Genomic DNA, 12,859 nt, shown 5'->3' with positions numbered 1-12,859 from the left:
CGTTCGTTCAGCCCGGGAACAGCCCCCGCGCCCGCAGGGACCAGCGCCGTTCGGCGTACGCCAGGTCGTCGCGCCACAGACGCCCCGCCGCCGCCCGCATCGCCGGGCGCAGGAGCGGCGTCGCCAGGCGGGCCACGGCGAATCCCCGCCGGTCCGAGCCGGCGACGACGGCCTCCACGACGGCCGTGCGGGGGCGCCGGGCGCCGGGCGGGGTCAGGGGCGTCGCGTGCGTCTCGACCACCGATCCCGTCCCCTCGCCCGCCGTGATCCGCATGACGACCGTCCTCGGGCCGGGCGCGGTGAAGACGGCCCGGACGGGCACCACGACCCGACCGGCGACCTTGAACGACACCTCCACCTCCAGCTCGTCGTCCTCCTCCGTCGGGGTGCGCAGCACCTCCAGGTCGACGAAGGAGTACGGGTGGAGCCAGGCGCCGTGCCAGGGGTCGAGCCGGTTGGCGACGACGTCCTCCGGTTCGCAGGTGCCCACGCCCGTGTAGACGGCGGCGACCGCCCCGTCCGCGGGCGGGCGTTCGGGCACGAGGGGCCGCTCCGTCGGGGTCTCGCCGCCGACCCGGTCGAGCCTGATCCAGAGGAGCGTCCCGTCGTCGTGGACGGGCCACGGCGCCCAGCCCGCGAAGGGGCCGCCGTCCAGGGCGAGTCCGTGCCAGTGGCAGATCAGCGTCCCGCACCGCACGACGCTGTCCTTGAGCGGCGCCCCCAGGTGCGGGCAGGCTCCCGGGCCCGCGTGGGGCTCGCCCTCGGCGTCGCGCCAGAGGACCACCTCGGTGCCCGCGACGGTCCGCCCGAGCGGCCGGCCGTCCTTGAGGTCGCGGCTGCCGCCGACGACGAACCAGTTGCCCGTGGGACGGGTCCCGGCGCGGTCGAGTGCCTCGGCGATCAGGGCCGGTTTGGCGTCCCGCCAGGTCGGCCGCTGCCGCTCCCAGGCGACGGCGTTCCGGCGCAGCCGCAGCGGGATCTCCGGCCTCCGCATCGCGCTCACCGCTCGCCGCCCCCCGTCATCCTCGTCGTCTCCGTCGTGCCGGTCGTCTCCGTCGCGCCCGCCGTCCGCGTCGCGCGGTCGAGTTCGGCCCCGCTCCTCGCCCACGTCCTGCGCACCTCCGTGCGCGGCACGGCCGGGACGGCGGGGGCGGTGCGGGCGCGCTCCGGCAGGGTGCGGGCGGCGAGGGCGCCCGCCAGGCCGCGCGCCGCCACGGCCGCCCGGCGGCGGCGGCCGACGACCGCCCGGCGGTGCACCGCCGCGTACCCGTCGCGCTCGATGGCCGCCAGGATGTCGCGGTACAGCACGAAGGCGGTCCGCACGCAGGGCGCCGAGACGGGGGCCAGCCGGGCGATGCCGGGCTCGGCCTCGCGGTAGACGCCCCGGGTCAGGGCGGCGGCGGCCCGCAGCGCGGCGGTGATCCGGGGGTCCCGGCAGCCGGTCATCCTGCTCCACATCAGCAGGTCGGGTTCGACGCCGTACGCGGCGAGGAGGTCGAGGGGCAGGTAGACGCGGCCCCGGTCGAGGTCCTCGCCCACGTCGCGGAGGAAGTTGGTCAGCTGGAAGGCCCGGCCGAGGGCCGCCGCGTACGGCTCGGCCTCCGCGCGGGGGACGACGGTCCCGAGGACGGGGACCATCTGGAGTCCGATGACGGCCGCCGAGCCGTGCATGTAGGCGTGGAGGTCGGCGTACGTCGGGTACCGCTCGACCGTCAGGTCGCTGCGCATCGACGCCAGGAAGTCGGTGAAGTGGCGTTCGGGGATGTGGTGGCGGGCGCGGGCGTCGGCCGCCGCCATGACCACCGGTTCGCGGACCTCCCCGCCCTGGACGGCGTGCCGCCACTGGCTCTCCAGGACGTCCAGGGCGGCGGCGCGCTCCTCCGGCGGCGCGTCGGTGCCCAGGTCGTCGACGATGTCGTCGGCGCGCCGCGCGAAGCCGTACAGGGCGTGGACGGCCGCGCGCCGGTCGACGGGCAGGAGGCGGGTGGCCAGGAAGTACGTCCTGCCGTGGCGGGCGTTCAGGCGCCGGCAGGCGGTGTACGCGGCCCGCAGGCGCGGGTCGGTGATGCCGGCCGCGTCCAGCTCGCGGGCCGTCATCGCGCGACTCCGCTCGTGCCGGGCACCCGCGTCCGGTCCGCCGCCGGTCGCGCGGGGCGCCGACCGGGGCGGGCGGGGCCGCCGGTGATCCGGGCCGCTGCGAGCTTCCCGGAGAGGAGCACCGTGGGAACGCCCACGCCGGGGGTGGTGCCGCAGCCGGCGAGGACGGCGTTGGCGGTGCCCCGCACCAGGTTCCGGGGCCGGAAGGGGCCGGTCTGGGCGAAGGTGTGGGCGGCGGAGAAGGGGGTGCCGGCGGCGTGCCCCCGGGCCGTCCAGTCCGCCGGGGTCACCAGGGCCTCCTCCTCGATCGCGTCGCCGAAGCCGTCGAGGCCCCGGCGTTCGAGCTCGCGGACGAGCACGTCGCGGTAGCGCGGTCCGAGGTCGCCCCAGTGGGCGGCGTCCGGTCCGGCGGAGGTGTTCGGGCACGGGGCGAGGACGTAGTGCAGGTGGCGGCCGGGCGGGGCCAGGGTCGGATCGGTGGCCGTGGGGCGGGTGACGAGGAGCGAGGGGTCGCTCATCAGGCGGCCCCGGTCGATCAGTTCGTGGAAGGTGCCCTCCCACGCGTGCCCGAAGGAGATGGTGTGGTGGGCCAGTTGCTCCCAGGTGCGGTCCGTCCCGGCGTGGATCACGACCGCGCTCGGGGAGTGCCGCAGCCGGACGGGGCGGCGGGGTTCGCGGCCGAGGAGGCCGTAGGCGACGGGCAGGTCCGGGGTGAGGACCACCGCGTCGCAGGGGATCCGGCCGTGTGCGGTGAGGACGGCGGTGACGCGCTCGCCCCGGCGTTCGAGCGCGGTGACCGGCTCGTCGTACCGGACGGTGCCGCCGGCCCGTACCACCGCGTCCGCCATGGCCGCCGGTACGGCGTGCATCCCGCCGCGCGGGAAGTAGACCCCGGCGACGGTGTCCATGTAGGCGATCACCGCGTAGGCGGCGAGGGCCCGGGAGGGTGCCACGCCCGCGTACAGGGCCTGGAAGGAGAAGACGCGCCGCAGCCGCTCGTCCGACAGGAAGCGGCCCACGGCCCGGTCGAGCCGGCCGAAGCCGCCGAGGGCGGCGAGCCGGGCGAGGTCGGGGTGGAGGAGCTGGGCGGGCGAGTCGAAGTTGGCGTCGATGAAGCGGCGCTTCTGGAGCGCGTACAGCTCCTCCAGCCAGCGGCGCAGCCGGCGGTAGCCGGCGGCCTCGCGGGGTCCGGCGAAGGCGGCGACCTCGGCCTCCATGGCGTCGGCGTCGGTGTGCACGTCGAAGCGGGTGCCGTCGGCGAACAGGGCCCGGTAGGCCGGGTGGAGCGGGACGAGGTCGACCCGGTCGCGCAGGGAGTCCCCGACCGCCCGGAAGGCCTCGTCGAGGAGGTCGGGCATGGTGAGGACGGTCGGCCCGGTGTCCGTCCGGTAGCCGCCGAGGTCGAGGCGGCCGGCGCGGCCGCCCGGGAGCGGGTCGCTCTCGACGACGGTCACCCGGCGTCCGGCGCCGAGGAGGTGGAGGGCGGCGGCGAGCCCGGAGAGTCCCGCGCCCACCACGACGACGTGGTCCGTCGGTCCCGTGATCGTCCTCACCGGGCCTCCCCGATCAGAACCGGAAGGGTGGGCGGGACGGCGGGCGCGGGCGGCTCCGGCGGGGCGGTGGCGCGCCCCGGTTCCAGTCCGCAGGCCGCTCCGAAGAGCTCCCCGATCCGGTCGGTGGCCTCCCGCGCGAGCCCGGCGCGCGCCACCGTCTCCGCGCCCCGGGCGCACAGCTCCTCGACCCGCCGGGCGACCCGGTCCCGGGCCCCGCAGGCGACGAGCAGGTCGAGCGCGCGGTCCACGTCCTCCTCGCTCGTACGGGCTCCGCCGGTGATCCGCTCCAGGAGTCCGAGCCCCGCCCGGTCCCCCAGCTCGGCGCACCGCTCCCCGGCGACGGCCAGGAGGTAGGTCGCCTTCCCCTCCCGGATGTCCTCGCCGACCGGCTTCCCGGTGGCCGCCGGGTCGCCGAAGGCGCCCCGCACGTCGTCGTGGAGCTGGAAGGCGAGTCCGGCGGACCGCCCCGCCTCGCGGAGCGCGCGGACCGTGCCCTCGGGCGCTCCGGCAAGCGTGGCGCCCAGGGCCAGGGGGTGTCCCATCGAGTAGAGGGCCGTCTTCAGGACGGCCGTGCGCGCCGCCCCTTCGGCCGAGCCCTCGCCCGTGACCTGGCCGCGCAGGTCGAGGTACTGGCCCGCGACCATCTCCGTGCGCATCACCCGCCAGACCCCGGCGGCCCGGGGCGCCGACGGCAGCCCCGCCACGGACTCCACGAAGGCGTCGTCGGCCCAGGCCAGGGCCAGGTCTCCGGCGAGGACGGCGGCGGCGCCGCCGAACGTGCCGCAGGGCAGCGCGCGCTCCCCGGTGCCGTAGAGCGCGTCGAGCTGCACGTGCACGGCGGGGCGGCCCCGGCGCAGGGGCGAGCCGTCCATCACGTCGTCGTGGATCAGGGCGCACGTCTGGATGAGTTCGAGGGCCGCCGCGACCCCGAGGGCCGCCGGCGTCTCGCGCGCCCCGCCGCCGCTGCCCCGCATCGCCCACCACAGGAACTCGGCGCGCAGCCGCCTGCCGCCGCCCAGGGCGAAGGCCGCCACGCGGTCGGCGATGTCGGACGCGAAGTCCGGGTCGGCGTCCGCCGCGTCGGCCGCCCGCTGCCGGAGGACGGCGGCGAGATGCTCCTCGACAACGGCCGGCACCCCCTCGTCTACCTGAAGTGGATCGGGCACGCGCATCGGTTCACCCCTCGCTCGCCGGGCGGCATCTCTTCGTCCTCATGGGTCATTCAGTACCGCCGGGGGCATCGGATGCACCGTTCCTTGGGCCGCCCGGCCCAATGACCGCCCGGCGACGCCCGCGTCCGCCCCGACTGGGCGACACTACGGGCGGAGCCCGGTGCGGGACTCCCGGCGAACCGACGGAGGAGCGGACCATGACCTTGCTGCGGGACACCGACCTCGCCCACGCCTTCGACCGCGCCTCGCGGAACTATGACCGGATGACCTCGGCGAGCCCCGGCTACCACCGGCACCTGCTCCGCTCCGCCCGCCGCCTCGCCCTGCCCGGCGCGGGTCTCGGGTGGTCGGTGCTCGACCTCGGCTGCGGTACGGGGGCGTCGACGCGGGCGCTGCTCCGGGCCGCGCCCGGGGCGTCCGTCACCGGGGTCGACGCGTCCGCCGGGATGCTCGACCGGGCGCGGGACAAGCCGTGGCCGCCCGGGGTCTCCTTCGTGCACGCGCCCGTGGAGGGCTTGGCGGAGGCCGGGGTACGCGGCCCGTACGACGCGGTCTTCGCCGCCTACCTGTTCCGCAACGTCGCGGATCCCGACGGGGCCCTCGACCGGGTGCGGGAGGTCCTGCGGCCGGGCGGGCGCCTGGTCGTCCACGAGTACGCCCTCGGGGGCCGGGCCGCCCACCGGGCGGTGTGGTCGGCGGTGATGGGCGCGGTCGTCCTGCCGTGGGGGCGCCGCCACGGGGACGAGGCGCTCTACCGGCACCTGTGGCACAGCGTCCTGGACTTCGACACCGCGCCCGCCTTCGCCGCCCGGCTGCGCCGCGCGGGCTTCACGGGCGTGCGGGCGCTGCCGCAGCCGGGCTGGCAGACGGGCATCACGCACACGTTCGTCGGGGTCGCCCCCTAGGAGGTGTCCGAACGGGGCTCAGGTGACCGCGAGACCGATGCTGACGGCGTTGGCGACGAGGTACGCGGCCGTGGTCGCCACGGCGACGACCGTGTTGGTCCGCCGTGCCGGGGCCCGCTCCTCGGGGTCGGCCCACCGGTGAAGGATGCAGGAGGTGCAGCCCGCGCCGACCAGGGTGTGGAACAGGGTGGCCAGATGGATCTGGTCGACCGGGGTCATCCCGCGTGACCGCCTCGGCTTCCGGGCGACACACTCCCAGAATTCCCCGGTGGATCGCCCCGGCGGATGTCCTCTCCCGTCGCCGCCGCCGGTCTTGTCCCCGGGCCCGCCCCGTGCGAATGTGACCGGCAGGTAACTTACCCGGCGTCCGGATCGGCGGTGCGTTCATGAGGGGCACGACGCGTTCGTGGTGGGGATGGGGGAACGAGGAGGACGCGGTGACGGGCCGGGAACGGGAGGAACTCGCCCGTCGCACCGTCGCGATGCTGCCGGGAGCCGACCCGACCGTGCACGAGCCCCCCGCGATCGAGTCGTTCGGCGTCGGCCGGAGCAGGATCCAGCCACCGCCGGCCCTGGCGCCGATCGCCTCCGAGGACGTGCGCGACCGGCTCGCGCACAGCCACGGGCAGGCGTTCCGCGACGTGGTGCGGGCGCTGCTCGGGCAGTTGCCCCACGTGCCCGACCTCGTGGTGCGCCCGACCTCGGAGGAGCAGGTCGTCGACGTCCTGGACTGGTGCGGCGGCGCGGGCATCGCCGTCGTCCCCTTCGGCGGCGGCTCGTCCGTGGTGGGCGGCGTCGAACCCCGCGTGGGCGACGACTACGCCGGGACGGTCAGCCTGGACCTGGGCGCGATGGACCGGGTCCTGGAGGTCGACCGCACCAGCCGGGCCGCGCTCGTCCAGGCCGGGGTCCTCGGCCCGCACCTGGAGGAGCAGTTGCGCCCGTCGGGCCACACGCTCCGGTTCTTCCCCCAGTCCTTCGAGTTCTCCACCCTCGGCGGCTGGCTGGCCACCCGGGCGGGAGGGCATTTCGCGACGCGCCTCACCCACATCGACGACCTCGTCGAATCGCTGCGGGTCGTCACCCCCCGGGGCGTCGTGGAGTCCCGCCGGCTCCCGGCCTCGGGCGCCGGGCCGTCCCCCGACCGGATGTTCCTCGGCTCGGAGGGGTCGCTCGGCGTCATCACGCAGGCCTGGGCCCGCCTCCAGGACCGGCCCCGGTGGCGCGCGGACGCCTCGGTGGGGTTCGCGGACCACGACGCGGGCGTACGGGCGGTGCGCGCCCTGTCCCAGTCCGGCCTGGACCCGGCCAACTGCCGCCTCCTGGACCCCGTCGAGGCCTTCGTCAACGCCGGTTCGCCGACCGCCGTCCTGGTGCTCGGTTTCGAGTCCGCCGACCATCCCGTGCACGCGTGGATGGAACGCGCCCTGGAACTGTGCCGGGACCACGGCGGCACCCTGTCCGAGCCGGCCCGCCACACCGACGCCGCCGACCGGTCCGCGCGCACCGGGGCGGCCGGCACCTGGCGGGACTCCTTCCTGCGCATGCCCTACCAGCGGGACGCCCTCGCCGCCCAGGGCATGATCGTGGAGACCTTCGAGACGGCCTGCACCTGGGACCGGTTCGACGCCCTGCGCGCGTCCGTCGACGCCGCGGCCCGCGACGCCCTGCGCCAGGTCGGCGCGGAGGGCGTGGTGACCTGCCGCTTCACCCACGTCTACCCCGACGGCCCCGCACCGTACTTCGGGATCTACGCCACGGGCCGGTGGGGCGACACCGTGCGGCAGTGGGACGAGATCAAGGAGGCGGTCTCCGAGGCGCTCGTCGCCGGCGGCGCCACCATCACCCACCACCACGCGGTGGGCCGCGACCACCGGCCCTGGTACGACCGGCAGCGCCCCGACCTGTTCGCCGCCGCCCTGCGGGCCGGCAAGGCGGCCCTGGACCCGGCCGGAATCCTGAACCCGGGGGTCCTCGTCGACCCCCTGCGCCCCGGGGCGGCCCTGGCCGGATGAGTCCCGGGCGTACGTCGTCGGCGTCGGCCCTGCCCGAACGAGCCCCGGGCGGGCCGCCGTCGCCGGAGGTGCCGGCCGCCCTCGGGCCGCCTCCTCAGCCCTCCCGGGTCAGCTCCACCAGCTTGAGGACCGTGTTCCAGTTGCGGGCGGTGACCACCAGCCCCTCGGAGAGGGCGGGCCGGGAGACGACCTCGCCCAGCCTGGACCTGCCGAGGCCGTCGGGGACGTGGAGGTAGAGGACCCGGTCGCCGAGGGCGAAGGCCTCGGGGTGGTAGGCCTCCTGGTCGATCGCGGCGAAGCGCTCGGCGTCGGGAGGGCCCGAGAAGTAGAAGGCGTGGAGCTGTTTGCCCTCGATCCCGGCGGTGGGGAACGGGCAGGCGTCGGCGACGGCGGCGAGGTAGGCGCCGTCGCGGACGAGACAGTCGACGCGGAACCCGAACCGGTCCTCGATCGCGGCTTCGAGGGCGGCCGTGAGCTCGTCCTCCGAGGCGCCCGTGTCCGTGGTGAAGACCGCGTTCCCGCTCTGGAGGTGGGTGCGGACGCCTCCGTGGCCGAGGCCTTCGAGGAGGGAACGGAGCTCCGCCATGGGGACCTTCCGGTGTCCGCTCACGTTGATGCCCCGGAGCAGCGCCGCGTATGTCTGCGTCATGGCCCCAACCTACGGCCCTACGGCCCGGACCCGCCGTCGCGGTCGTCCTCCGTCGCGGTCGTTCCCGGGCTCCGGGCGCGAAAGGGCCACCGCGCCTCGTGGGGGGCGGCACGGTGGCCGGTTCGAACACTGTCCGATGAAGGGGAGCGGGAGAAGGACCTTCACCCTACTGTGACTTTTTCAACAAGGTTTCGTAATGACGGGCCGTCCGCGAACCGTTCATTTGCTCCGATAGCGGGCGGGCGCCCGGTCGCCGCGCCCGGGCGGATGCGAGACTTCGACGCGAACGCACAGGTGAGGGAGAGGTCGATGGACGAGGCGCGGGCACGGGAGGTCCTGGACGGGGCGGGGCTGCCGGCCGGGGAGGCCGAGCTCCTCGCGCTCGGGGAGAACGCCGTCTTCGCCGTGGGCGACCTGGTGGTGAAGGTCGGCCGGGACGCCGAGCTGCTCGGACGGGCGGAACGGGAGCTGGCGCTCGCCGCCTGGCTCGCGGAGGCCGGCGTCCCGGCCGTGCGGGCGGCGGAGGAGAAGCCCCGGCTGGTGGCGGGGCACCCCGTCACCCTCTGGCACCGGCTGCCCGGGGCGGTCCGGCCGCCCGCCCCCCGGGACCTCGCCCCGCTGCTGCGCCGGGTCCACGCCCTGCCGGAGCCGGAGGGCTTCGCGCTCCCCCGCCGCGAGCTGCTCGGCGGCGTCGAGCGGTGGCTGCGGCTCGCGGGGGACGCGATCGACCCGGCGGACGCGGTCTTCCTGCGCGAGCGGCGCGACTCCTTCGCCCCGGCGGCCGCCGCCCTGACCCCGCGCCTGGCCCCGGGCCCGATCCACGGGGACGCCCTGCCCCGGAACGTCCACGTCGGCCCGGACGGCCCGGTCCTGGTCGACCTGGAGACCTTCTCCTCGGACCTGCGCGAGCACGACCTCGTCGTCCTGGCCCTCTCCCGGGACCGGTACGGCCTCGACCCGGCCGCGTACGACGCCTTCGCCGAGGCGTACGGCTGGGACGTGCGGGAGTGGGAGGGGTGCGCGGTGCTGCGCGGGGCGCGGGAGACCGCGAGCTGCGCGTGGGTGGCCCAGCACGCGCCGACGAACCCGAAGGCGCTGGCCGAGTTCGAGCGGCGGGTGGCCTCGCTGCGGGACGGCGACCCGGAGGTGCGCTGGTACCCGTTCTGACGCGCGATCCTTCTGACGCGCGGCCCTTCCGACGCCCCCGCACCCGCCCGGGGCGCGCCCGCTCTGCCATCATGATCCCGTCGAACCGGACGACGGGACCAGGGAGTTGCGATGCGGGTGGAACTGTCGGACGTCACGCTGGACGTCGAGGTGAGCGGTGAGGGCCCGGCCGTCCTCCTTGTGCACGGTTTTCCCGACAGCCGCCACCTGTGGCGCCACCAGGTCCCGGCCCTGACCTCGGCGGGCTTCCGGTGCGTGGTCCCCACCCTGCGGGGCTTCGGCGCGTCGGACCGGCCCGTGGGCGGCCCGGAGGCGTACCACCCGGCGAAGCACGTCGGCGACCTGCTCGAACTCCTCGCCCGGCTGGACGTGGACCGGTTCCACCTGGTCGGCCACGACTGGGGCTCGGGCGTGGCCCAGGGCCTCGCCCACACCGTGACGGACCGGGTGCGGAGCCTGAGCCTGCTGTCGGTGGGGCACCTGACGGCGAACCTGGAGGCGGGCTGGGAGCAGCGGCAGCGCTCCTGGTACATGCTGCTGTTCCAGCTCGCCGGGGTCGCCGAGGACTGGCTCGCGCGGAACGACTTCGCGCAGCTGCGCGAGATGCTGGCCGAGCACCCGGACGCGGAGTCGGTGATCGAGCCGCTGCGGGCGCCGGGCGCGCTGACGGCCGCGCTGAACATCTACCGGGCGGGGCTGCCGCCGGAGGCCCTGTTCGGCGCGGACGGGTCGGCGCCGCCGCTTCCGGAGGCCGTTCCGGTGATGGGCGTCTGGTCGACGGGCGACCGCTTCCTCACCGAGCGCTCGATGTCCCGTACGGGCGAGCACGTCGCCGGGAGCTGGCGCTACGAGCGGGTCGAGGACGCGGGCCACTGGCTCCAGCTCGACCGGCCGGAGAAGGTGAACGAGCTGCTGCTCTCCTTCCTCAAGGAGAACTAGCCGCGAGGAGAACCGGCCTCACGGAGAACCGGCCGCGAGGGGAACCGGCCGTCCCGGCGGCCCCTAGCGCGCCGGCACGGCCGCGTCGCGCAGGGGCCACGCCGTCTCGACGACCGCGTCCGCGTTCCCCTTGCGGCGCAGGAAGGCCTGGAAGTCCTCGGCCCAGGCGCGGTACCAGTCGATCTGGCGCGCGTGGAGCTCGGCCGGGTCCAGCTCGGCGACCCGCCGGTGCCGCTCGGCTATCGCCACGGCGACCCGGACGGCGGCGAGCGCGTCGGCGGCGGCCTCGTGCGCGGATTCGAGGACGACGTCGTACTCCGCGCAGACCGCCTCCAGGTTCCGCTTGCCGCGCCGGTAGCGGTCGACGGCGCGGTCGATGGTGTACGGGTCGACGACCGGGCCGATCTCCGTCCCGCCGAGCCGCTCCTCCATCGAGGGCAGTCCGTGGCGGCGCAGCTCGGCGGCGAGGAGCGTGAGGTCGAACGAGGCGTTGTACGCCACGACCGGGACGCCGTCCTCCCAGTACTCCGCGAGGGCCTTCGCGATCTCGTCGGCCACCTCGCGCACCGGCCGGCCCTCGGCCGTCGCGCGCTCGGTGGTGATGCCGTGGATCGCGGCGGCCTGCTCCGGGATCTCGACCCCCGGGTCGGCGAGCCAGTCCCGCCGCCGTGCGACGCGTCCCCCGCCCTCGACCTCCACGATCGAGGCCGTCACGATGCGGGCCTCCAGCGGGTCGGTGCCGGTCGTCTCCAGGTCGAAGCCGACCAGCGTCTCGCCGTGCCAAGCCATCGGGTCCTCCTTACGTGATCTCCCCCGTGGTACTGACCACCCTCGCACGCGGGACTGACAACCGCCTCGGGTCCCCCTCGTACCGGGGGATCAGGAGACGGGCCGGGAGTCGAGCCAGACCGATTCGAACTCCTCCCGGTACGTCTCGAACAGTCCGTGGTCCCCGTCGCGGGCGTGCCGGTCGTGGCGGACCACGTTCCGGCCGCCGCCGCGCAGCACGAGGACGGGGGCCTCCATGCCCCGGGCGCGGCGCAGGTAGGACTGGACGACGCCGACCCCGTCGGGGCCGTCGCCGTCCACCAGGTAGGCGGTGAAGCGGGGGGTCTCGTCGAAGACGTGGATCTGGAAGGCGCCCGGGTCGCGGAGCTTGGAGCGGACCCGGCGCATGTGGAGGATGTTCATCTCGACCGAGCGGCTCAGCTCGCCCTTCTTGAGGCCGAGTTCGCGCTCGCGGCGCTTGACGGCGCTGCTCGCGGGGTTGAGGAAGAGGAGCCGGGTCCGGCAGCCGGACTCGGCGAGGCGCACCATGCGGCGCCCGGAGAAGTTCTGCACGAGCAGGTTCAGGCCTATGCCGGTGGCGTCGAGGCGGCGGGCGCCGCCGAAGAGGTCCTCGGCGGGCAGCTGCCGCTGGAGCCGGACCCGGTCGGGGTGGACCTGCACCACGTCCGCGTACCGGTCGCCGACGAGGTCCTCGACGGCGTCCACGGGGAGCCGGTCGGCGGACGGGACCCCGGCCCCGCTGCCGAGGATCTCCAGGATGCGGGCGGAGGCGCGTTCGGACTGGGCGAGGACGGTCAGCGAGAGGGCCCGGTTGCGGGAGACCACGTTGCGCGTGACCTCCAGCTCGTCGAGGGCGAGCTCGACCTCGCGCCGGTCGTCGAAGTAGGGCTCGAAGCAGGGCCAGTGCTGCACCATCAGTTCGCGGAGCTGCGGGAGGGTGAGGAAGCTCAGGACGTTGTCGTCGGCCGGGTCGAGGAGGTAGCCCTTGCGGCGCGAGACCTCGCGCACGGCGACCGCGCGTTGCACCCATTCCTGGCCGGCCGGGCCGGCGGCGGCGACCACCCACTCCTCGCCGTGGACCGGTTCGTACACGGGCCGCAGGACGGCGGCGACGACGGCCCGCAGGCGCTGTTCGACGAGATTCAGCCAGATGTAGGCGCGGCCGGCGCGCTGGGCCCGGGTGCGGACCTCGCTCCAGGCCTCGGCGTCCCAGTCGAGCGCGGCCCCTATCTCGACGGGCCTGGTCACGGCGACGGTGCCGGGCGGCGCACCGGCCCCCGCGGGCGTGACCGCGCCCGGCGGCACACCGGCCCCCGGGGGTGCGGCCGCTCCGGGCGGCGCCTCGGCGGGGCCGGCCGGGCCTCCGTCCCGATCCGCGTCCCCTGGGGGCAGCTCCAGACCTCCCGAGCTCACCCGCGCACCGCCTTCTGCTCCTGGACACTCGTTTCGACCACTCCGACAACGATCAAGGAAGGGTACTCCGGGAGCGGGAGGCGGTGCAGCAGGATCGTCAGGCTCCTTCCTCAACTGGCAAGCCGGAAGCGCCCGTTCCGCGGGGCGAGATCGGGTGGAG

The 12,859-nt window shown here is 75.8% G+C and carries 12 protein-coding genes; 4 read left to right on the top strand and 8 right to left on the bottom strand.

The window, feature by feature from the left end:
* Positions 1-7 precede the first annotated feature (7 nt).
* From AB0398_RS28125 to AB0398_RS28110, 4 genes are read right to left on the bottom strand one after another with little or no spacing between them, the layout of a single operon-like run.
* Complete coding sequence (locus AB0398_RS28125; RefSeq protein ID WP_366378483.1) at positions 8-994, bottom strand: DUF5914 domain-containing protein; 987 nt, start codon at positions 992-994, stop codon at positions 8-10.
* A gap of 5 nt (positions 995-999) precedes the next feature.
* A complete protein-coding gene (locus AB0398_RS28120; protein WP_366378429.1) occupies positions 1,000-2,097 on the bottom strand; it encodes a phytoene/squalene synthase family protein in 1,098 nt (365 codons plus the stop codon).
* On the bottom strand, positions 2,094-3,650 hold the full coding sequence (gene crtI, locus AB0398_RS28115; protein ID WP_366378428.1) for a phytoene desaturase family protein: 1,557 nt from the start codon (positions 3,648-3,650) through the stop codon (positions 2,094-2,096). Before crtI ends, AB0398_RS28120 begins: the two co-directional genes overlap by 4 nt.
* Entirely contained in the window at positions 3,647-4,816 is a 1,170-nt protein-coding gene (locus AB0398_RS28110; RefSeq protein ID WP_366378427.1) for a polyprenyl synthetase family protein, read from the bottom strand. The genes crtI and AB0398_RS28110 overlap by 4 nt, the downstream gene beginning before the upstream one ends.
* Before the next feature lie 203 nt (positions 4,817-5,019).
* On the opposite strand from AB0398_RS28110, the gene AB0398_RS28105 reads away from it, so the two are divergent.
* Positions 5,020-5,727 (top strand): class I SAM-dependent methyltransferase, encoded by a 708-nt coding sequence (locus AB0398_RS28105; protein WP_366378426.1) that lies wholly within the window; start codon positions 5,020-5,022, stop codon positions 5,725-5,727.
* A gap of 18 nt (positions 5,728-5,745) precedes the next feature.
* On the opposite strand, the gene AB0398_RS28100 is transcribed toward AB0398_RS28105, so the two are convergent.
* Entirely contained in the window at positions 5,746-5,946 is a 201-nt protein-coding gene (locus AB0398_RS28100; protein WP_366378425.1) for a hypothetical protein, read from the bottom strand.
* Positions 5,947-6,113: 167 nt separating this feature from the next.
* Between AB0398_RS28100 and AB0398_RS28095 the strand changes: the two genes are divergently transcribed.
* Entirely contained in the window at positions 6,114-7,742 is a 1,629-nt protein-coding gene (locus AB0398_RS28095; RefSeq protein WP_366378424.1) for an FAD-binding oxidoreductase, read from the top strand.
* Positions 7,743-7,836: 94 nt separating this feature from the next.
* Here the strand turns inward: AB0398_RS28095 and AB0398_RS28090 are convergent, their stop codons facing one another.
* Positions 7,837-8,391 (bottom strand): DUF1697 domain-containing protein, encoded by a 555-nt coding sequence (locus tag AB0398_RS28090; protein WP_366378423.1) that lies wholly within the window; start codon positions 8,389-8,391, stop codon positions 7,837-7,839.
* A 309-nt stretch (positions 8,392-8,700) separates the two neighbouring features.
* Here AB0398_RS28090 and AB0398_RS28085 point away from each other — a divergent pair, with 309 nt between their 5' ends.
* Together AB0398_RS28085 and AB0398_RS28080 are read left to right on the top strand one after the other, a co-directional pair.
* Positions 8,701-9,558 carry an aminoglycoside phosphotransferase family protein gene (locus AB0398_RS28085; protein ID WP_366378422.1) on the top strand — a complete coding sequence of 286 codons (858 nt, stop codon included), beginning with the start codon at positions 8,701-8,703 and terminating at the stop codon, positions 9,556-9,558.
* 111 nt (positions 9,559-9,669) lie between these two features.
* Positions 9,670-10,497 carry an alpha/beta hydrolase gene (locus AB0398_RS28080; protein ID WP_366378421.1) on the top strand — a complete coding sequence of 276 codons (828 nt, stop codon included), beginning with the start codon at positions 9,670-9,672 and terminating at the stop codon, positions 10,495-10,497.
* 63 nt (positions 10,498-10,560) lie between these two features.
* Here AB0398_RS28080 and AB0398_RS28075 read toward each other — a convergent pair whose 3' ends face one another.
* Both AB0398_RS28075 and AB0398_RS28070 read right to left on the bottom strand, forming a co-directional pair.
* Entirely contained in the window at positions 10,561-11,286 is a 726-nt protein-coding gene (locus AB0398_RS28075) for a 3'-5' exonuclease (RefSeq protein WP_366378420.1), read from the bottom strand.
* Between the two features lie 90 nt (positions 11,287-11,376).
* Positions 11,377-12,699, bottom strand: a complete 1,323-nt coding sequence (locus AB0398_RS28070; RefSeq protein ID WP_366378419.1) for an SAV2148 family HEPN domain-containing protein — start codon at positions 12,697-12,699, stop codon at positions 11,377-11,379.
* Positions 12,700-12,859 lie beyond the last annotated feature (160 nt).

It is taken from the genome of Streptomyces sp. NPDC086147 (assembly GCF_040702165.1).
Classification (GTDB): Bacteria; Actinomycetota; Actinomycetes; order Streptomycetales; family Streptomycetaceae; genus Streptomyces.
This window is presented reverse-complemented; position numbering and strand designations above follow the sequence as displayed.

Excerpts from the sequence above, each read along its gene's own strand:
- AB0398_RS28125 (WP_366378483.1), bottom strand. The coding sequence starts at position 994 with ATGCGGAGGCCGGAGATCCCGCTGCGGCTGCGCCGGAACGCCGTCGCC.
- AB0398_RS28120 (WP_366378429.1), bottom strand. The coding sequence starts at position 2,097 with ATGACGGCCCGCGAGCTGGACGCGGCCGGCATCACCGACCCGCGCCTG.
- AB0398_RS28105 (WP_366378426.1), top strand. The coding sequence starts at position 5,020 with ATGACCTTGCTGCGGGACACCGACCTCGCCCACGCCTTCGACCGCGCC.
- AB0398_RS28100 (WP_366378425.1), bottom strand. The coding sequence starts at position 5,946 with ATGACCCCGGTCGACCAGATCCATCTGGCCACCCTGTTCCACACCCTG.
- AB0398_RS28095 (WP_366378424.1), top strand. The coding sequence starts at position 6,114 with ATGAGGGGCACGACGCGTTCGTGGTGGGGATGGGGGAACGAGGAGGAC.
- AB0398_RS28090 (WP_366378423.1), bottom strand. The coding sequence starts at position 8,391 with ATGACGCAGACATACGCGGCGCTGCTCCGGGGCATCAACGTGAGCGGA.
- AB0398_RS28085 (WP_366378422.1), top strand. The coding sequence starts at position 8,701 with ATGGACGAGGCGCGGGCACGGGAGGTCCTGGACGGGGCGGGGCTGCCG.
- AB0398_RS28080 (WP_366378421.1), top strand. The coding sequence starts at position 9,670 with ATGCGGGTGGAACTGTCGGACGTCACGCTGGACGTCGAGGTGAGCGGT.
- AB0398_RS28075 (WP_366378420.1), bottom strand. The coding sequence starts at position 11,286 with ATGGCTTGGCACGGCGAGACGCTGGTCGGCTTCGACCTGGAGACGACC.